The sequence below is a fragment of the Indolivaga capnocytophagoides DSM 22835 genome (assembly GCF_000426485.1).
Classification (GTDB): domain Bacteria; phylum Bacteroidota; class Bacteroidia; order Bacteroidales; family Dysgonomonadaceae; genus Dysgonomonas_A; species Dysgonomonas_A capnocytophagoides.
The window spans coordinates 79136-100101 of sequence record NZ_AUFL01000014.1 but is presented as its reverse complement, the minus strand read 5'-3'; the positions used below and the strand labels follow the sequence as shown (position 1 = coordinate 100101).

Here is a 20966-nt window from a genome sequence, read left to right as displayed (position 1 = left end):
TCTGTGACCTTAAATCAAATGAAAAATGAATCGAAAACAATTGAAATTTAAAGACAAAGTCTTTTTGAATGTGACAGCACTGTCATGTATGACTTTATTGTCATTGGCATACCCAGCAAACAGCTATGCCGCTCATATCACAGAGATTCAGCAAACCAAAAGTTCGGTGTCGGGAACAATCACCGATAATCAAGGTGAACCTCTTATCGGAGTATCAGTTAAAGAAAAAGGTACATCCACCGGAACAACTACTGATCTTGATGGAAAATTCGTCCTTGCTGTATCCAACCCAAACGCAGCACTCTCTATCACTTATGTGGGATATGTCAGCCAGGATATTGCATTAAATGGTCGAAAAACTCTGACAATAGAACTAACGGATAACTCGGAAGAACTTGATGAAGTTATTGTTACTGCATACGGCTCGCAAAAGAAATCATCGTTTACAGGTTCTGCGTCCATCGTCAGTGATAAAAAACTGGAGGCTTTACAACCCGTCAATATTACCCAAGGACTACAAGGTTTATCCGCAGGAGTACAGGTTATAAATAATTCGGGACGCCCCGGTGATGATGGTACTGTAGTAATTCGCGGATTGGGTTCTATGACAGCCAATAGCAGCCCGCTGTATGTAATAGATGGTGTGCCGTCAGACATTCCCCTCAATTCAATTTCTTATTCGGATATTGAATCAATCACAGTACTTAAAGATGCTGCTTCGACATCGTTATACGGATCAAGAGCAGGAAATGGAGTAATACTCATCACAACAAAAAAAGGTAAATCAGGAAAAACAACCATAAACCTAAGGGCAAGCTGGGCTACAAGCGATTTTGCTGTAAAATTTCCAAAGAAAGTTTCTGCAGCCAAACAATACGAACTTACTTTCGAAGGGTTATATAATGACGCAACCGACTTCATGAGTATGAACGATCAGCAAGCCCGCCAATATGCCTATGATAATGTAACTAAAGTATTTTGGAACACTTCACCCGTCACTCTCAATGACGGCACTGTACGTCAGTATCGATCAGGTTGGAACATGGATAATCCTGTCGGATTAGACGGTAAGATCAAGCCCGATGCAAAACGGCTTTGGGAAGAAGACCTTTTCGACCAGGCATTTTCTAATAAATTGAAACAAGATTATGGAGTAGATATCAGCGGATCGCTAGGCGATAAGAACAGCTATTTCATGTCTATCTCTATGCTGGATGACAAGGGTATTTTCATTGCCGACCACTTCAAACGTTTTACCGGACGTGCAGCATTAACATCAAAGCTCAGTAAATGGTTCTCTATGGATAACAGCATCCTGTTCGCATCATCCACTAACTATAACGGAGGATTTGCGGCACGTGTGTTCAGAGTGTATCCGTCGGAATATTCAGCATACCTGTGGGATCATAAGAACAATCAATACGCAGTAAGTGAATATACCGGAGGAAAAGTACTGGATGAAGGATGGAACAACGGACGTGCCTGGTGGCCAAAATGGAGCCCTTACGGAGCATTGAACGAAAGGGTCAAAAATTGGAACGACAATGTTCAGACCGTTTCGGCTCTTACATTTACGATTCTTCCCGAACTGACTTTAAAAACAACCTATTCTTTCCAGTTGCAGAATGTATACAATAATAACTGGAGAAGCCCCGAACGAGAAGGAACTCTCATTCCGGCAGAAGGTTCTGTAACTCGTGCAGCTTACCGTAATACGTCACATACCATAAACAATGTTCTGGTATATGACAAAGTGTTAGGTAACGACCACCATCTCAATGTAATGCTTGGACAGGAAGCTTATAAATATACAACAAATGGATTCGGGGCATACCGTAAAGGTCTAAACCTTCCGATATTTACAGAAATATCTACCGCCGAAGAAGATCCTACAGCATGGTCGGGTACCGACAATTATGCTCTGGCGAGCTTTTTCTCCCGTATTAATTACGATTTTAAAAACCGCTATTATATATCAGGCAGCATTCGTACCGACGGCTCCTCACGATTCGCTTCCGATAACCGCTGGGGGACATTCTACTCGGTAGGGGCATCATGGCGTATTACTGAGGAATCGTTTATGAAAAGTACAAAATCGTGGTTGGACAATCTAAAAATCAAAGCCAGCTATGGAGAAGTAGGAAATGATAATGTCGGATATTATCCTTATCTGGGATTATTCGAAACAAGCAGCTATGGAGGAAAATTCGGAGTTGTACAATCCCAATTGTCGAACAAGAACATCAAATGGGAAACGAACGTACAGGCTAATTTAGGCCTTGATTTCTCGATATTTAATAATAAGGTGAATGGTACATTCGAAGTATTCAGCCGCAAGTCGAAAGATTTATTGCTATCCCGTCCTCTGGCTCCATCATTGGGAATGTCTTCGATTATGGAAAATATCGGAGACATAAAAAATACAGGATGGGAGATCGAACTGAATTACAATGCTATCAAGACAAAAGATTTCGATTGGAATATCGGACTGAATGCAACTCACTACAAGAATGAAATAACCCGTTTGCCTTCTAAAGAAGAAACGTTTAATGTAGGTGTAGGTGTATTCAAATGGAAAGAGGGGGCATCACGTTACGATCTGTATGCTCCGGTATGGGCTGATGTCAATCCCGAAAACGGACGTAACAGATGGTATAAATATACATTCGATGAAACCGGTAAAATTACAGGAAAAGAAAAGACCGAAAATTACAGCGAAGTCAATGTAGCAGAACAACGTATCAAAGCCGGATCTACTCTGCCGGATGTTTATGGCAGTATTACCAATAACTTCCGTTACAAAGATTTCGACCTGTCAGTTATGCTTTATTACAGTCTTGGCGGCGTAGTATACGATTATAACTATGCAGAAAGCACAGTCTTAAGAGAAAATTTCGCAGCTTACGATTATCTCGATAACCGCTGGCAGAAACCGGGTGATGTTACAGATGTTGCAAAAATATACACTTACCGATGCTTCGATGCCAGCTCATATGCACGTTACAGTGACAAGTTTATCTTCAAAAACAACTTTGCCAGACTGCGTAATATAGTATTAGGTTATTCGATTCCGCGTGATCTGGTCAAAAAACTGGGTATCGGCTCTTTAAGATTCTATGTAAAAGGAGATAATTTGCTGACTTTCGGCAAATTGAAAAATCATGGAACAGACCCCGAAAACTTCAATGCAACCAATGTGGCAGGAGGTGTCATAGATGGAGAATCAGGTGTTCCTGCCTTAAAGACTTACAGCTTTGGTCTAAATATTCAATTCTAAGGTCTCAGGCCTTTTTGTTACTCAACCAAAAAAAGTAATACAATGAAAATTAGAAATATATTATACACTTTCCTGTTAGGATCTACATTACTGACTATGTCAGGATGCGATGATTTTCTGAATACATCCCCTACAGGATCATTGTCTGATTCGCAAATCATAACCAGTGTCGCCGGATTAAGATCCGAATTATTAGGAACATACAGACTTATGCGAGATGGAGCTGGTTATGGTCCTAATGTGTACAGTCCGGAAGGAATTATGGCATTATCCACAACTACAGGTATAGACATTATGATTAATGATGAACAGGTGGGAGATTTCTGGTATTTTACTACCTTTAGCATGCAACGTTACGATGCTACACAACCCATCCCTATCAATATGTGGAATGCCATGTATAAGATAATAAGCAATGCAAATATTGTATTAGCAAATATTGACAATGTAAGCGGAGATCTGGATGCTAAGGATGAGATCAAAGGACAAGCTTTGGCAATACGCTCTCGATGCTATTTCAATCTGGTGCGTTTTTATCAGCATACTTACATTATTGCTAAAGATAAACCGGGAGTACCGGTCTATCTGGAACCGACTCTTACTCCTAAAGCCCGGGCGACTGTTGCCGAAGTATATAAACAAATTGTAGACGACTTGACCGAAGCAGAAACTTTATTGACAAAATATACACGCCCGACAAAGGATTATTATAACATAGACGTTGTACGTTTTCTCTTGGCAAATGTTTATCTGACCATGAACGATTGGGCTAATGCCGAAAAATACGCCCATTATATAACAACATCATATTCGCTGATGTCGATGGATGAATATAAAGCCGGATTCTCGACTGTTAATAAAGAATGGGTAGTTGGGTATATACAAACTAGTCAGGATTATTGGTGGTACGATTCTCATGCGTGCTGGTATGACTTCGGGCAGAACAATTCTCCATGGCAGGCCGAATTATTTATTCCTGTAAAACATTTTGTGGAAGGAATAATGAAAGACGACCCTCGAAATTTAACGATTGTCAATCCCCTCTACAGCGATAAATATGCATCAACAAAATTTCGGGAACTCAAAGATTCTGGTCCATACGGAGATCTGTTTGATATGCGTGCTGCAGAAATGTATTTAGTAGAAGCAGAAGCTGCTGCAAGACAAAACGATACAGGAACTGCCCTGCAAGTACTAAACAAGCTCCAAAAAGAAAGAGGAGCCAAAGTTTCAACTGTGACTGCAAAAGATGCATTGATAGATGAAATTCTTCTCGAAAGACGAAAAGAAATGTGGGGAGAAGGTCTTGATTACTTCGATGTGATGAGATTACAGAAGTCAGTAACTAAAACTAAAGAAATGGGTTTTTACTATGATGTATCCGTTCCTGCGAATTCGAATAAGTTAATAATGATGATACCCGAAAAAGAAGTCATTAATAACTCTGATATGGTACAGAACCCCAATCCTACAACGGATCCGGTATTTACTCCATGAATAATAACCAAATGCAATGGTAAGAGTAGTATTCTTACCATTGCTCAAAATAAAAAGCAAGTATAGACCCTGAATAATTAAGTAACGGTTAGCTTCCAATACCGAAGCTTGTTACACACGGTCAGTAACAATAGGTCTGAGACCTTAATATAAACACAGAGAGATGAAAAGATTAGCGACAATCCTATTAACTTTAACCTTGATAAGCTGTGGTGCAACAGAAGAAAAATCGAAAGTACAATTGGGTGAAATAAAGGAAGTACCTTTTACGGATGTTCATTTTACGGATGACTTCTGGCTGCCTCGCATGGAAATCAACCGAACAGTTTCAATTCCCTCGGCATTTCATCAATGCGAAATAAATGGACGTTTCGATAATTTCGCTCTGGCGGGAGGACTTATCAAAGGCGAACACAAAGGTGATTTTTCATTCGATGACACCGATCCTTATAAGATCATCGAAGGAGCATCTTATTCTTTGGCTGTCAAATACGACCCCAAACTGGATGCATACCTCGATAGTGTAATAACCTTAATTGCAGCGGCTCAAGAACCCGACGGATACCTTACAACCTGCGTAACCAATAAATGTACCCGTTTATCAGGCTGGTGGGGAAGTTCGCGCTGGGAAAAGATCAACAGCCACGAATTGTACAACAGCGGTCACTTATATGAAGCGGCCGTAGCACATTACAAAGCTACCGGAAAAAAAACATTGTTGAATGTAGCAATCAAAAATGCAGACTTAGTATGTCAGGTTTTCGGTCCCAACGAAGGTCAGAAACATGTCCCCTCGGGTCACCCAATTATCGAAATGGCTTTGGCTAAACTGTATAATGTAACCGATGATGAGAAATACCTGAAGATGGCTCGCTACTTTGTAGACGAAACCGGGCGAGGTACAGACGGACACAAACTAAGTCCTTATAGCCAGGATCACAAACCGATCATAGATCAGGATGAGATCGTAGGTCATGCCGTCCGTGCAGGTTATCTGTTCTCTGGGGTGACGGATGTAGCATCATTACAGCACGACAAAAAACTATTCGATGCAGTCAATCGTGTATGGGAAAACATGGCAAGTAAAAAGCTATATCTGAACGGAGGTATCGGTTCCCGTCCGCAGGGAGAAGGTTTCGGCCCCAATTATGAATTGAATAACTTCAATAACTATTGTGAAACATGTGCTTCTATCGCCAATGTATATTGGAATCAACGCATGTTCCTCGCAACAGGAGACTCCAAATACATAGATGTACTGGAACGCACCCTATACAATGGACTGATAGCCGGAGTATCACTCAGCGGCGACAAGTTCTTTTACGATAACCCGATGGGTACCCCCGGAGGACATGCCCGTCAACAATGGTTCGGATGTGCATGCTGCCCCGGTAACGTAACCCGTTTTATGGCATCGGTTCCGGGATATGTATATGCCATCGACAAAAAAGACGTATATGTAAACTTATTCGTGGGAGGGAATTCCAAATTGAAAGTAGGAGATACCGAAGTTGAGTTAGTACAAAAAACACAATACCCTTGGAATGGAGATGTAGAAATAGATGTGACGCCCAATAAAAATGATAAATTCACACTCTTGGTACGCATTCCGGGTTGGGCTAAGAATAAGCCTGTACCTTCTGATCTATATGCTTATGTAGACGGATCGAACCCTCAGGTAAAAGTGCTTGTAAACGGAAGCGAAACAAAAAAACATACACGTGCCGGTTACTGGGTTATAGAACGTGAATGGAAAAAAGGAGATAAGGTAACTTTAACGATGGACATGCCCGTCCGCAGGGTAGAAGCAAATCCGCAGGTTAGATACGACAAAGGTTTGCTTGCCATGGAAAAGGGACCGATACTGTATGCGCTGGAAAGTATAGACCAGAAACGCGATTATATTTTTGATATAGTTATTCCGCGTGATTCGAAAATAGAGTCTCACTTCGAAAAGAACCTGTTAAACGGAGTCGTAGTTCTCGAAGGAAATGCCTTTGCCGTAGAAAAAGATTCTGCCAGTGGAAAGTTAATAGAAAAGCCTCTTACATTCAAGGCTATTCCATACTCTACATGGAACAACCGGGGTATAGGACAGATGGTAGTATGGACTCCTGCTACAAAAGAATACGCAATAGTAAAACCCGAACCTACAATAGCATCCGCAGCAATGCCTGTAGACGGATGGGGCTTCAATGATCAGTTTGAACCGACATCATCCGATGACATAAACACTCCATACCATTACTGGTGGCTGAAGGCGGGAACAGAAGAGTCTATCGGCTATAAATTCAAAAAGCCCGAGCGGATTTCGAGTGTAGAAGTATATTGGCTCGCATTTGATCACTACGATGTCATTTATAAAGCCCCCGAATCATGGAAACTTTTATATAAAACCGGAAATACATGGAAAGAAGTGAAAAATACATCTCCCTATGGAACGGAATTGGATAAATACAACAAAGTTTCTTTCGAACCCGTAACTACAACCGAACTGAAAATGGTGGTACAACTTCAACGACCTAAAACCGAAAAAGCAGCGGAAGAAAATGGACCTCAGGTCGTAGATGTAGGACGTAAAGGATATTCGGGAGGTGTAATAGAATGGAAAGTAAATCCATAAAGATCAGACTCTAAATATATAACAAAATGATTAAACCACTTTTATTAAACTCAATATTACTTATTTCAATGTTGGCTTTTGTCTGCTGTTCGAATAAAAAAGAACAGCAGGCATCTGCTGCTTCCGAAAAAGTATCGACTGTTCCGGATTCTTTGGGATTAGCCCCTTTCTATAAAAAATATCTCAATGCCGAAGGCTTACCTGTTGTATCATCCGATAAAGTCTGCGATGAAGCATTAGAACGAACACGAACCGTTATTCTACAAATGCTGTCGAAGCGTCCGGATGTAAAAGACTACATGGTATCCAAAGGCTGTCGTGTAATGATAATAGGTGCAACGGAAGAAGTCTGTGATCTGCCCGAATATGCAAAAATATGTACCCCCGACAGTACTGCCTACTGGAACAAACGGGCAAGAGGTTTCGGCGGTGCTCCCGAAGATGACTACAGCGCAAGCTTCGGCGAAGAAAACGTTATGTGCATGCCCGGAGACAGATACGAAGGAGAAAGTATAATGGTACACGAGTTTGCCCACATTGTACATACTGTTGGTATCATCGGAGTAAAACCCGATTTCGACACAGAATTGGAAGCTCTTATGGAAAAAGCAAAGGCAAAAGGATTATGGGAAAACACATATGCCCTCAGCAATAAGTATGAATATTTTGCAGAAGCTGTACAATCGTTTTTCAACTGCAATAGATATTCGACCGAGCCTAATGGAGTACACAATTCTATCAATACTGCAAAAAAACTGAAAGAATATGATCCGGATATCTATAATCTTCTGTTGCAGTATTTTCCTGAAAATATAAAGTTGGATATATGTAATAAGTAACCGTAAGTATCTAATGTTACATTTTAAAGTCATAACTATCAATCAGTGTTATACTTGGATAGATAATAAAAAGGTCTGAGACCTTAAATCGTTTGAAAAATAAGCCAGCCTATGAAAAATATTTATATTCATATATTGCTTTTTATCTTCACATTACAGGCTTGGGGACAAGAAGTCAAATACAACTCCTCAGGAGCAGGTAACCCTGTGCTTCCGGGATATTTTGCCGATCCGACAGTCCGAAAGTTTGGTGATACATATTACATATATGCCACAACCGATGGAACCGGCTTAGGAGTAGGGCCTTCGCAGGTATGGAAATCGAAGGATTTTGTCAACTGGACTATCTCTCCTATGAATTGGCCGACAGCCGATCAGGTTTGGGCTCCGGATGTCATGCTGGGAACAGACGGACGATATTACTTCTATTATAGTCAGGCTTGTAAAATATATTGTGCGGTTTCGGATAGCCCTACCGGTCCATGGACTAATATACTGGGCGCAGACGAAGCTGTTCTGATACCCGACCGTTATGTAAAAATGTCAATAACCCTAGATGCCCAGAGCTTTATCGATGACGATGGCTCTACTTACCTATATTGGGGAACATGGGGCATCTATAAAAATCACGGCTGCGGAGTAGGTAAACTCAATGCCGACATGAAAACTTTTACCGATACTACTTTGATTCCGAATACTCAGGCTAAAGAGTTTTTCGAAGCCCCTTATATGTTTAAACGAAACGGCATCTATTATTTCACCTATTCGTCAGGATCGTGTCACGACCATACTTACCGGGTACAATATGCCACAAGCAAAGTAGGACCTATGGGACCTTTTGAATTCGGAGACAACAACCCAATTCTCGAAACGTCACAGGATAGTACCATACATGGACCCGGTCATCACAGTATACTAAAGGAAGGAGATGATTATTATATAGTTTATCACAGGCACAATATACCTCAATCGACACGTGGATTTTTCCGTCAGGTGGCTATAGATAAACTCATATTCGACAAAGACGGTCGTATTGTAAAAATAACCCCTACTCACAAAGGACTGGGTTACTTACAGAAAGACAGCAATCCGTATAAAGATATTGCCTTCGGGAAAAAGATTACCGCCTCTTCTTATTACAACGAGAATTTCAGACCCGAATATGCCAATGACAATAATAATGCTACACTTTGGAGGGCAGCTAACTCCAGAGGAAAAGAGTGGATACAAATCGATTTAGGGAAGAATCTACCAATCAAACGTGTATGGACACAATTCGAACATCCGACATCTTTTTATCAGTATCTGATAGAAGTTTCAACCAATGGCCATGACTGGATATTATTTTCGGATAAACAAGACAACACATTGGCGGGCAGCCCGATGATTGATCGCGGTAATGCTCAAGCCAGATACATCCGGTTAACTATTACAGGTAACGAAAGAAACGGGTTATTCCCTGCCTTATGGAATATAAAGGTATTCTCGGAAGGGAATGATCCATTTCCGGCAAATGAACAACCGTTCAACAAACAAGCTTCGGTTGCTGCTGCTGATCCCTCGGGACTTCTGTTTGAAATAAATGCCGATAATTATCAAAGTGGATCAGTAGCAGGCCGGATCGCTGATCTGAAAACACCATCCCGAGGCTTCAATGCTGTAGGAACAGCCGTTCAGATTAAGGACATTGAAGGGAGAAAGGCTTTCGTATTTAACGGAACTCAGAAGTTTGAATCTGATTTCGGATTGCCGACTACCATAAAAGGCAATGCCCCTTACTCTTTTTCGGCTTGGGTATTGGCACAATCGACACCCAACGAAAACGAATGTATTATAGATGTAAACGAATCTTATAACGAACTGTCAAAGATAATTCTGGGATATGGGACAAGTCCCCGCAGTGGTATAACCATGCATTACGGTTGGTACGAAGATATGGGGTTGTCTTCGCTCCCGACCGTAAATACATGGAACCACATTGTAGTGACTTTTGACGGATATTTGGAGAAAATATACCTAAACGGGCACCTTGTCAAGAGTAAAGATATTTATCTTCGTGTAGGCAGTTCCGAAAAGCTGACATTAGGAATGAAATTCGATGGGGAGCATCCTTTTCGGGGAGCATTGCATTCCTTATCTATGTACGATATACCACTAAGTGAAAATCAAGTGCTGGAATTATATCAGAATATCAATAATAACTAATAAACAATATACTTATGAAAAAGCTTCGCTTATGTCTTCTGCTGGCATTACTGCCCATTATTTCGGCAGCAGCACACACCCATCACGAGCAGCAAACGACCCAGAAAGATTATCCGATACAGCCGGTATCTTTCGTTTCGGTTAAATTTTCGGATAAATTTTGGGCACCACGTATAAAAACCAATCAGGACGTAACTATACCCATCGCTCTGAAACAATGTTATATAACAGGACGTGTTGACAATTTTAAAAAGGCAGGAGGTCTTATGCCGGGATATTTCGATACCCAATTCACATTTGACGATACCGATATTTACAAAATACTCGAAGGCATGTCGTATTCGATACAAATGTATCCGAATAAAGATTTGGAAGCTCGCATGGATACTCTTATCTATTATATACAGAAGGCACAAGAACCTGACGGATACCTTTTTACCGCACGAACAGCTGCCGAACCAGGAAAACTCCATGAATGGGTAGGAGCAAAACGCTGGGAAAAAGATCCTGACCTGAGCCACGAACTTTATAACTGCGGACACTTGTATGAAGCAGCTGTAGCACATTATCAGGCTACAGGTAAAAGAACTCTGCTTGATGTAGCAATCAAAAATGCAGATTTGCTGGTAAAGGACTTCGGTCCCGGAAAATTGGCTTACGAGCCCGGACATCAGATTGTAGAAATGGGTCTTGTAAAGATGTATCGAGTAACAGGAAAAAAAGAATACCTTGATCTGGCGAAATACTTCCTAGACCTGAGAGGTCATGGCGAAAGCGGAGAATACAGCCAGACCCATAAACCTGTAATAGAGCAGGATGAAGCTGTAGGGCATGCTGTACGTGCAGCTTATATGTATTCAGGGATGGCAGATGTTGCCGCATTGACCGGAAACAGTGCCTACTTACATGCCATAGATAATATCTGGGACAATGTAGTGACTAAAAAATATTACATCACAGGTGGTATCGGTGCTACAGGTCATGGAGAGGCCTTCGGTAAGAATTACGAACTACCCAATATGTCGGCTTATTGCGAAACATGTGCTGCAATCGCCAATGTATACTGGAACCATCGTTTGTTCCTTCTTCATGGAGATTCTAAATACTATGATGTATTGGAACGGACGCTTTACAATGGTCTGATTTCAGGAATAAGCCTTTCGGGTGATCATTTCTTTTATCCCAATCCGTTGGAATCGGTCGGACAGCACGGACGCAGTGAATGGTTCGGCTGCGCTTGCTGCCCCAGTAACGTTTGCCGTTTTATGCCATCTATCCCCGGATACGTATACGCTAAAAAAGACAATAAAATCTATGTAAATCTATTTATCGAAAGCGAATCGGATATAGAACTCAATAAGAACGATATAAAAATAGCCCAAAAGACTGGTTATCCTTGGGATGGTAATGTATCAATAACTATTGATCCTAAAAAGGCAGAGACATTCGAAGTACTTGTCCGTGTACCGGGATGGGTACAGAATCAGCCCGTACCCAGTGATTTATACAGTTATCTGAATCCGAAAAAAGAGACTGTAAAAATAAAGGTAAACGGAGTTGAAACAGATAATACTGTATCGCCAAACGGATATATCGCAATTTCCAGAAAATGGAAAAAAGGAGATAATATAGTGGTCGACTTCCCGATGGATGTTCACCGCACTTTAGCCAACGATAAAGTAGAAGACGACAGAGGAAAGGTGTCTTTAGAACGGGGTCCCATTGTATATTGTCTAGAATGGCCTGATAATCAAGACAAGGTTCTTAATGCTGTACTTGAAGATAATGTTCCGATAACAGCATCATTTATACCGGACGAATTGAATGGAATAGTACGCCTCGAAGCTGATGCCAAAAGCGCGCGAAGGGGAGATGATAACGAAGTCATAATCGAAAATAAACATCTGACAGCTATCCCTTACTACGCATGGGCCAACAGGGGTGCAGGAGAAATGGCTGTATGGATACCCCGTACGAAAGAGCGCACACGTCCCCTACCCCCACCTACTATTTGCACAAGTGCCAAGGTAACATCTTCGGCTCCCAACAAATCGCTGAGCAGTGTTAACGACGGATACTGGCCTGATAATTCAAACGACCGTCATGTTCCATTTTACTCTTTGTGGCCAAAAAATAATTCGGAAGAATGGGTAACATACGAATTCGATAAGCCCGAAACATTTTCCTCTGCATTTGTATATTGGTATGACGATGCACCTTGGGGAGGCTGCCGTATACCTCTGTCGTGGAAAGTTCAGTATCAGGATGCCAACGGACAATGGCTGGATGTAAAAACAAAAGGCAGCTACAAAAGCGAGAAAGACGTGAAAAATCAAATAGAGTTTGAGCCTGTCTCCGCTAAATTTGTACGCCTTTCAGTACAATTGCCTGTAAAAGAATCTATCGGCATTTATGAATTCGAAGTAAAATAAGGTTGCTGATCTGTTTATTTCTTTGGAAAGTAAAACAACCCGAGATTCTTATAACCAGAAAGTATATCATTAAATACTTTCTGGTTCTTCAATACAGAAATTTATCTATACAAAAGAATGTGTAAAGGCAAATCAATATTCGCCAAAAACAAAAAGACACAACTGGAAAAAAAGTTATTTTATTGTAACCTTTGTCACCTTTTCGGTACGAAATATATATAAAGCCAGAGACTTTTATCAAAAACAGAGAATAAATGAAAAGATTAATTATCGCACTTCTTGCCGTATACCCCCTATTATCACAAGGGCAAGATATGAAAGAACTCTATCAGAAAGCCGATTCGTTCTATACGAAATACAGTTCGATGTCACGAGGTTTATCTGATATCGAAGCTATCAAAAACAGTCCTAAGTTCTGGTATTCGGCTCGTACAGCCAACGGAAAAGAGTTTTTCTTGCTCGATGCCGAAAAAAAACAAGAACCCACTCCGGCATTCGATCAAAAACGTCTGGCTCTTTCACTGGAAACATTTCTGCATAAAGAGATTAAAGCGTACCAGTTGCCATTTCAGAAAATTCGATTCGCAGGAACCGATACACTGTCATTTATTATTGATAAACAAGAATACCTGTGTACCCTGGCTGATTACAAAATCATAAAAGGAGCTGCAATCCCCGAAGATTCTTACTGGGGAGGTGTATATCGAGAAAACAGCAAAGAAAAAATCAAATCGCCCGATGGCATTAACGAAGCATATATCAACGAAGGCAATCTGTGGATACGCAATATCGCAACAGGACAAGCGAAAGCGATCAGTACCGATGGCTCGGTGTACGACTATTACTCATCGAATATTTATTGGTCTCCAGACTCTAAGAAAATTATCTGCTGTAAATATCGTCCTGCAGAAGTCAGAAAATTGCTGCTGATATCATCCTCACCAAAAGACCAGCTGCAGCCAAAAACCGAAGAATATGACTATCCGAAACCTGGAGACGCATTACCAATAAGAAGACCGGTGCTATTCTTTATTGATGGAAAACGATCTGTTGAATATAACGTTCCTGATGTAGATGCTCAATTCGACCTTAATAACATCCGATGGGATAAAAGCAGTACGTCTTTTTCATTTCATTTCAATAAACGGGGACATCAACAATACGTTATTTACGGAGGAAACATTCAATCAGATCAGCTGCGAACAATTGTAAATGAACAAAGTAACACGTTTATCTATTACAATGCAGTATATGAGCACTGGTTCGAAAACGAAAAAGAACTACTCTGGATATCGGAACGAGACGGATGGAGACATATCTATCTGTACGACGTACCGACCGGAAAAGTAAAAAAACAATTGACTAAGGGAGAGTGGGTTGTTAAAAATGTGGTACATGTAGATGAAAGTAAACGGACTATCCTGTTTAAAGGATGCGGGATGGATGCGGGAGAAGATCCTTATCTCGAAAAATATTACCTTCTGAATATAGACAATGGAAACATCAAAGCCTTAACCCCTGAAAATGGGAATCACAACGTAACATTCAGTTCAGACTATGCGTATATGGTGGATACTTATTCTCGTACCGATCTTCCTCCGACAACTGTATTAAGATCGGCGAAGGACGGAAAAATCATCCGTACAATATTCCAACCTGATATAAAAGAAGCATTAGCTGCCGGATGGCGTATGCCCGAAGTATTCTCAGCTAAAGGACGTGATGGTAAAACAGATATCTGGGGGATGATAATCCGTCCGAATAATTTCGATCCGAATAAGAAATATCCCGTGATAGAGTATATTTATGCAGGACCTCATGATTCTCACGTTCCAAAATCTTTTGCTCTGGCTCATCGTCCGAGCCATTTAACTGAACTCGGATTTATTGTGGTTATGATAGATGGAATGGGAACTGCCAACCGATCGAAAGCTTTTCATGATGTATGCTGGAAAAATCTGAAAGACGCAGGATTTCCCGACCGCATAGCATGGATGAAATCTGCCGCTGACAAATACCCTGAAATGGATATTACCAGAGTTGGCATCTACGGAGGCTCGGCCGGAGGACAAAACAGCATGGGAGCAGTACTTTTCCATCCCGAATTTTATAAAGTGGCAGTGGCTGCTTGCGGATGCCACGACAACCGAATGGATAAAATCTGGTGGAATGAACAATGGATGGGATATCCTATCGGCAAAGAGTACGAAGAATGCTCGAATGTGGTAAATGCACATCTGCTGAAAGGAAAGCTGATGCTGATATTAGGAGAGTTGGACAATAATGTTGATCCTTCATCTACTTTACAAGTAGTAAATGCCCTGCAACAAAGCAATAAAGAATTCGATTTTGTTATACTGCCGGGAGCAAGACATACCCTCGGAGAAACATACGGAGAACGTAAACGCCGTGATTTCTTTGTGAAGAATCTTATAGGACTACCTACTCCAAACTGGAACGAACAATGAATAATCCGCCCAACAACAAAATTGCCCTATTGAGGCAATTTATGAAAGAACATAATTTACAGGCATTTATAATTCCGACAACTGATCCGCATCTGAGTGAATATCCCGCCGCACATTGGGAATCACGAATGTGGATAAGCGGATTTACAGGATCGGCAGGTATAGCTGTGATAACAATGGATAAGGCTGGCTTATGGACAGATTCCCGTTATTTTCTTCAGGCTGAAAGCGAATTAGCCGGATCAGAAATCAAATTATTCAAAGCAAGATTGCCGGAAACACCTTTGATTCCTGATTGGCTGATCGATGAATTATCGAATGGAGATAATGTAGGAATTGACGGAAAAGTATATGCGGCAAAAGAGGCTCAAGATCTGATCAGAATATTGACTCCGAAAGGTATATCTTTGATAAACAGCACAGACCCTTTCGACTCGATATGGGCCGAGCGTCCTGACATACCAAAAGGAAAAGCGTTTATCCATCCCGAAAAATATACTGGAGAATCAGCTAAAGAAAAAATAGCCCGCATTGCTGACTCTATCGAAAAAACAGGAGCAGACTCTTTGCTGGTAAGTACCCTCGATACTATAGCATGGATATTTAATCTGAGAGGAAATGACGTCATTTACAATCCGGTAGTTGTATCGTATGCCTATGTATCACGTACCGAAACGATCTTATTTATAGACTCTTATAAATTAGATGATACTATCCAGACGTATCTCAAAGAACAAGGAGTCACAGTAAAGCCTTATGATGAAATATATAGCTTCGCTCAGACTCTAAAAGGCTCAGTTTGTATCGACTCTAATAAGATCAGTTATAGTCTGTATAATGCTATTCCTAAGCATTGCAGAATAGTAGATATGCTGTCTCCTGCCGATTTGATGAAGAGTATTAAGAATGATGTAGAAACAGAAGGATTCGGGCGGGCAATGGTACGTGACGGAGTAGCTCTTGTTCATTTTTTCAGATGGCTGGAAGCTGCTGTTCCTAAAGGGATGGTCACTGAATACAATATCGGCAAAAAATTGGTTGAATATCGCAGTAAACAAGAGAACTTTGCAGGAGAGAGCTTCTGTACTATTGCAGGATATGCAGCCAACGGTGCGCTTAATCATTATCATCCGACAGCAGACAATTGTCTTAGTGTAAAAGCTGTAGGTTTACTTCTGATTGATTCGGGGGCACAATATCTTGACGGCACAACAGATATAACCCGTACAGTAGCTGTAGGTGCTGTTTCGGATGATATGAAACGAGATTACACCCTGGTTCTGAAAGGTCACATCGGGCTGACTTCTGCTGTATTTCCTCAGGGAACAAGAGGCTCTCAAATAGATATTCTGGCACGTCAAGCGATGTGGAAAGAAGGTATCAATTTCCTTCATGGCACAGGTCATGGAATAGGTCATTATCTGAGTGTACATGAAGGCCCTCATAGCATTCGCCCCGAAATAAATCCGGTGAATATCTATATAGGAATGATAACATCCAATGAACCGGGTATATACCGAGACAACAAATACGGAGTACGTACCGAAAACCTTATGAGAACTCAACTTTATAAAAAGACAGAGTTCGGAGATTTCTATTCATTCGAAACTATCACTCTTTGCCCGATAGACACAACTCCTATCATCAAAGAGATGCTTACAGACGATGAGGTTACTTGGCTGAATAACTATCATACCGAAGTATACAATAAGTTATCACCCTATCTGGAAGATGCTGAAACAGAATGGCTGAAAGCAAAGACTCAGCCTATCTAGTAAAAAGGGATAAGGCAGATTCAAACTCTGCCTTATCTTCTTTACTTCTTATTCATCAACTCACTCGGATTATCGTTCTTATTCAACTTGCGAATAACTCTTGCAGGATTACCCACCGCCAAAGAATCGGCAGGAATGTCTTTAACAACAACCGAACCCGCACCAATTACAGAACGATCACCAATAGTTACACCCGGACATATTGTGGAATGCCCTCCAATCCAGCAACGTTCACCAATCTTTACGGGTTTGCAGTCTTCCCATTGGGCTCTTTCTTCGGCATCCAGCGGATGCTGTGCAGTGTATATATGCACACCCGGAGCTATGAGAGTATAATCTCCAATGGTTACGGTTCCTCCATCAAGGATAATAGCCCCCATATTGATAAAGACCTTTTCTCCGGCATATATCAGATCGCCGTAATCACAAAAGAAAGGGGGTTCTACATAAAAGCTCTTATGCGAATTCGGGAAAAGCTCGTTCATCACATCTCTGAACTTATCGGTATGATACTCCGTCACATTCAGTTTATGCAGAAGCGGCTTTATCTTTTTCCGCACCTCAACCATTTCTTCGCAATGAGCATCGTAATGCTCTCCTGCTGCCATTTTTTCTTTTTCAGTCTTCATTTTATTCAGGTATTGTTCTAATAAGTATTATCCTATGAAAAGAGGGTAAACAAACACATGTCTACCCTCTTCTATTTATATCTGTTTATCAGGCTTATTTAGTCAAGAACTTATAGATACAAGTCTGCGTATACTCTTCGCCCGGATTCAAACGGGTTGAAGGGAATTTAGGCTGATTAGGTGTATCGGGATACTTTTGAGTTTCCAGAGCTACAGCTTCTCTGTAATTATGGGCTCTGCCGTATTTTCCGGTAACTTTACCATCCAAGAAATTGCCGCTATAGAATTGAATAGCAGGCTGGTCAGACCATACTTCCATTACACGTCCGCTCTTAGGTTCGTATAAGCTTGCTATAAACTCAATGTCTTTATCAGACTTGCGGTCAACAACCCAGTTATGGTCGTATCCTCCACCGTTTTTCAACTGCTCATTTTCAGCATTGATTCTGTCTCCGATAGCTGTAGGCTTTCTGAAATCGAAAGGAGTACCTTCTACATTCATCAGTTTACCTGTAGGTATCAATACACTATCAACAGGAGTGATTGCACTTGCATTGATAGTCAATATATGATCTAATATCGTGCCATTAGCTCCTCCTTTCAGGTTAAAGAACGAGTGATGAGACAGATTTACATGAGTAGGCTTATCTGTTGTCGCATGATAAGTGATCTTAAACTCGTTATCGGGAGTCAAAGTATAAACCATTTTCACGGTAACCGTTCCCGGAAAACCTTGTTCTCCATCAGGTGAAACATAAGATAAAGCTATACTGTTTTTGCTGATACTGTCTACATTCCATACTTTCATATCAAAGCCTTCGGGTCCTCCGTGGAGTGTCTGTCCATTGTTATTCACCGGAAGTTGGTACTTCTTGCCATCAAGTGTGAATTGCCCTTTAGCAATACGGTTTGCATAACGACCAACAACAGGTCCCAAGCAACGTTCTCCCTGATAGTGAATATATTCATCTATATTATTGTGACCAAACACAATATCTTCGTATTTACCTTCTTTATCGGGCACCCACAGAGAGATTACACGCCCTCCGAAATTAGATACCTGCATAGTAATGCCATTACCCGATTCGAGGGTATACAGCTTAATTTCTTTACCATCTAAAGTTGTTGTAAAAGCAGAATCGGGCATCAAAGTTATCCCCGAATTATTAGTCTCCGCCACAGGAGCCTGCTGTTGCTTATTTCCACAAGAAAACAAGCACAGAACTAATCCCAGATAAAGTATTTTCTTCATAATTATCTATTATTTAGGTTATATCTACAATAAAAAAGTCCTTTCAAAGTGAACGAAAATTCCCACTGTCATTTAACCATGAAAACAACAGTGAGAATATTCGAGATAAGGAAAGGTTTAAAGTCTATAAGACTTTGTTTGAAAAAGCGAATCTCTTTATCCGACTCACTTTTTCATATAACTAGTAATCAAGTAAGGTCGTGACCTTCATAAACTCATTTTACCAAAAATACCAGTAGAAGAGAGCACAGCAGGCAACTACTCCTAATGAAGCAACGACATCCCACTTATCCCAACTATTTTTAATTTGCTTTTTATAGTCATCAGTGAAAGTAATAGCATCAATTTGTTGAGCTGTTGGTTTAGCTGTAAAGAGTGATACTACAATCATCAGTACTACGATAAAGGCAAGTAACCAAATTTCAAAAATAAGCCAGTTTGTTTGCCAAAACCATCCTGTAGATTCCCAATACCAACCTGTCATCACGTCTTTACCTGTATTGGTAAAGATATTAGTTACCAAACGTACCATACCGATAATGAAACCTACTATCATACCTACTTCTCCGGCTTTTGGCGTAATCCGTTTAGAGAATATACCAAGAGCAAATACAGCTACCATCGCTGGAGCAAGTAAAGATTGAATACCTTGCAGATAATCGTAAAGGCTGCCTAAGCTCATCATAATAGGTATCCATACAATACCGAGTATTACAACAACCATTGTGGCAATACGACCTACCAAAACATATTTAGCCTCACTCTGACCCTTAAACATCGGTTTATAGAAGTCTTCAGTAAACAAAGTAGCACAAGAGTTAAAGAATGCTGCTAATGAAGCAACTAAAGCCGATATAAAGCCGATTGTTACAATACCTTTTACACCTGCGGGCAATACAAATTTCACCATCGCTCCGAAAGCGGTGTCGGGATTATCCAATGAGAATCCACTATCAGGACGTGCAGCCAATGCCGCAGCAACCATACCGGGAATAAGGAACATAAATACAGGTAATAATTTGAAATAACCTGCAGCGATAGTACCTCTGCGGGCACGTTTCATTACGACCTCGTTAGATTCTCCTTTACGTTGCCCAAGCACACGTTGAACAATATGCTGGTCTGTACACCAATACCAAAAACCGATAATAGATGCTCCGATAAATACCCAGAAACCGGGATAATCATCATACATAGGATCTCCCGTAGAGAAGTGGAACATGTGATTTGTACCATGTGCCACACCATCAGCCCCTACATTCAGAGTTTTTGAATAAGCAATCATAGCATCCCATCCTGCACCTATGCTTCCGTCTCCAAGTGCAGATAATCCTAAGAAAAGCACAAGGAATGAACCAATAATAAGTATCGGCGTTTGAATTGCAGAAAGAGTCATGACTCCCTTCATACCACCCAAAACGGTGAAGATACCAGTCAATACTATCAAGCCGATAGCACCGTACCAAAAAGGCAGACCTAGAAGACTCTCCATAAAAATACCACCTGTAAATGCTGTAACACTCACCTTTGTAAGCACATATGCTATAAGAGTGATAATTGACAACCACGAGCCAGTTTTTGGAGTATAACGATATTTAAGAAAATCGGGCATTGTAATGATTTTGCCCATTTTATTGTTCAATAATTGATAGAACGGAACAAATAACCAACCTAAGATCAAGATCATCCATCCTTGCATCTCCCAGTGTGCCATACCGACTCCCGATTTAGCACCGGTACCGGCAAGTCCCACAAGGTGTTCCGACCCGATATTTGCAGCAAAGATAGCTGCACCGATAATATACCATGGTTCGCCCTTACCGAATAGATAATCCTCGCTATTGACACCTTGTTGCAGACGTTTGTCTTTTTGAACCGAACGCCATACTGCCCAGCTTACAGCAATTATCCCGACTACAATAATCAGCCAGTCGAGCCAAATAAATTCATGAGAATTCCAATTCATAGT

10 protein-coding genes and 1 pseudogene are annotated in these 20966 nt (G+C 40.9%); 8 read left to right on the top strand and 3 right to left on the bottom strand.

The window, feature by feature from the left end:
* Window positions 1-25: 25 nt before the first annotated feature.
* The 8 genes and pseudogenes from K322_RS0108620 (at window position 26) to K322_RS0108585 (ending at window position 17116) form a co-directional block, all read left to right on the top strand.
* On the top strand, window positions 26-3277 hold the full coding sequence (locus K322_RS0108620; RefSeq protein WP_051290714.1) for a SusC/RagA family TonB-linked outer membrane protein: 3252 nt from the start codon (window positions 26-28) through the stop codon (window positions 3275-3277).
* A gap of 42 nt (window positions 3278-3319) precedes the next feature.
* The gene (locus K322_RS0108615; RefSeq protein WP_026626523.1) at window positions 3320-4774 is read left to right on the top strand and encodes a RagB/SusD family nutrient uptake outer membrane protein; all 1455 of its coding nucleotides are present in this window, start codon (window positions 3320-3322) and stop codon (window positions 4772-4774) included.
* 163 nt (window positions 4775-4937) lie between these two features.
* On the top strand, window positions 4938-7397 hold the full coding sequence (locus K322_RS0108610) for a glycoside hydrolase family 127 protein (protein WP_026626522.1): 2460 nt from the start codon (window positions 4938-4940) through the stop codon (window positions 7395-7397).
* Between the two features lie 128 nt (window positions 7398-7525).
* Window positions 7526-8236, top strand: a pseudogene (locus tag K322_RS18990) (hypothetical protein); the annotation flags it as partial.
* A 111-nt stretch (window positions 8237-8347) separates the two neighbouring features.
* Window positions 8348-10441 (top strand): family 43 glycosylhydrolase, encoded by a 2094-nt coding sequence (locus K322_RS0108600; protein ID WP_026626521.1) that lies wholly within the window; start codon window positions 8348-8350, stop codon window positions 10439-10441.
* A gap of 14 nt (window positions 10442-10455) precedes the next feature.
* Complete coding sequence (locus K322_RS0108595; RefSeq protein WP_026626520.1) at window positions 10456-12873, top strand: glycoside hydrolase family 127 protein; 2418 nt, start codon at window positions 10456-10458, stop codon at window positions 12871-12873.
* Window positions 12874-13127: 254 nt separating this feature from the next.
* The gene (locus K322_RS0108590; RefSeq protein WP_026626519.1) at window positions 13128-15341 is read left to right on the top strand and encodes a S9 family peptidase; all 2214 of its coding nucleotides are present in this window, start codon (window positions 13128-13130) and stop codon (window positions 15339-15341) included.
* Window positions 15338-17116, top strand: coding sequence for an aminopeptidase P family protein (locus tag K322_RS0108585; protein WP_026626518.1), 1779 nt, complete (start codon window positions 15338-15340; stop codon window positions 17114-17116). Before K322_RS0108590 ends, K322_RS0108585 begins: the two co-directional genes overlap by 4 nt.
* A gap of 41 nt (window positions 17117-17157) precedes the next feature.
* Here the strand turns inward: K322_RS0108585 and K322_RS0108580 are convergent, their stop codons facing one another.
* From K322_RS0108580 to K322_RS0108570, 3 genes are all read right to left on the bottom strand, one after another.
* Window positions 17158-17745 carry a sugar O-acetyltransferase gene (locus K322_RS0108580; RefSeq protein WP_026626517.1) on the bottom strand — a complete coding sequence of 196 codons (588 nt, stop codon included), beginning with the start codon at window positions 17743-17745 and terminating at the stop codon, window positions 17158-17160.
* A 94-nt stretch (window positions 17746-17839) separates the two neighbouring features.
* Entirely contained in the window at window positions 17840-18997 is a 1158-nt protein-coding gene (locus tag K322_RS0108575) for an aldose epimerase family protein (protein WP_026626516.1), read from the bottom strand.
* A 220-nt stretch (window positions 18998-19217) separates the two neighbouring features.
* Complete coding sequence (locus tag K322_RS0108570; RefSeq protein ID WP_026626515.1) at window positions 19218-20963, bottom strand: sodium:solute symporter; 1746 nt, start codon at window positions 20961-20963, stop codon at window positions 19218-19220.
* Window positions 20964-20966 lie beyond the last annotated feature (3 nt).